General features: G+C 66.7%; 1 protein-coding gene. It reads left to right on the top strand.

Annotated features, from left to right (window positions below; all coding sequences use genetic code 11):
• Nucleotides 1-70 precede the first annotated feature (70 nt).
• A partial coding sequence (locus tag ACE3OK_RS12435) for a peptidoglycan DD-metalloendopeptidase family protein (RefSeq protein WP_374249871.1) occupies nucleotides 71-874 on the top strand: 804 nt, incomplete at its 3' end.

Raw genomic sequence — 874 nt, 5'->3', positions numbered from 1 at the left:
AACAAACTGTTCTTGAGAGCGTTCACTTTGTCCCCCTAAAATCAGGCATCGCTTGAAGGGAAACAACAGGATGACCGAGTCGTTGAACCGGGGCGCAGGCATTGCGCTTGTCGTGGTGGTGGCTGCCGTGATGGCGGGGTGCGCGTCCAGCTCGCGCACGCCGGCGCCGGTGGAAGACCGCGGCGCCGGCGTGTCCCGGCCTGGCCCTGTGGCAACTGAAACCGCGCCTGCCGCAGGCAAGGTATTGCCCGGCGCGGAAAACGCCGGCAAACCCGGTTACTACACCGTCAAGCCAGGCGACACGCTGGTGCGTATCGGGCTGGAGCATGGGCAGAACTGGCGCGACCTCGTGCGCTGGAACACGCTGGAAAATCCCAACATCATTGAAGTCGGCCAGGTGCTGCGTGTGGTGCCACCCACGTCTGCTGTCGCCGCGGCTGACACCGGTGTCGTGGTGCGGCCGATCCCGTCGGGCACAGCCGCAGCCGGCACGCCGACCCAGGCGGCCAGCGCGCCGCGCCCTGCTGCCGCCGCGTCCGCGCCTGCGCCTGCGGCTAGCGCTTCCGCACCCGCGGCGGCTTCGGCCGCGACCGGCAACGACGAAGAGGTGGGCTGGGCATGGCCCGTCAACGGAACGGTGATCGCCGGCTTCGATGACGCCAAGAACAAAGGGGTTGATATAGCCGGCAAGGCGGGTGACGCCGTGGTGGCCGCGGCCGATGGGCGCGTGGTGTATGCCGGGGCAGGACTGCGGGGCTACGGCAACCTCATCATCCTCAAGCACAACAACACCTATCTGTCGGCGTACGCCCACAACCAGACTCTGTTGGTCAAAGAGGACCAGTCGGTGCGCAAGGGGCAGAAGATTGCCGAG

Origin of the sequence: Thermomonas sp., from assembly GCF_041905325.1 — a bacterium.
Taxonomy (GTDB): Bacteria; Pseudomonadota; Gammaproteobacteria; order Xanthomonadales; family Xanthomonadaceae; genus Thermomonas.
This window is presented reverse-complemented; position numbering and strand designations above follow the sequence as displayed.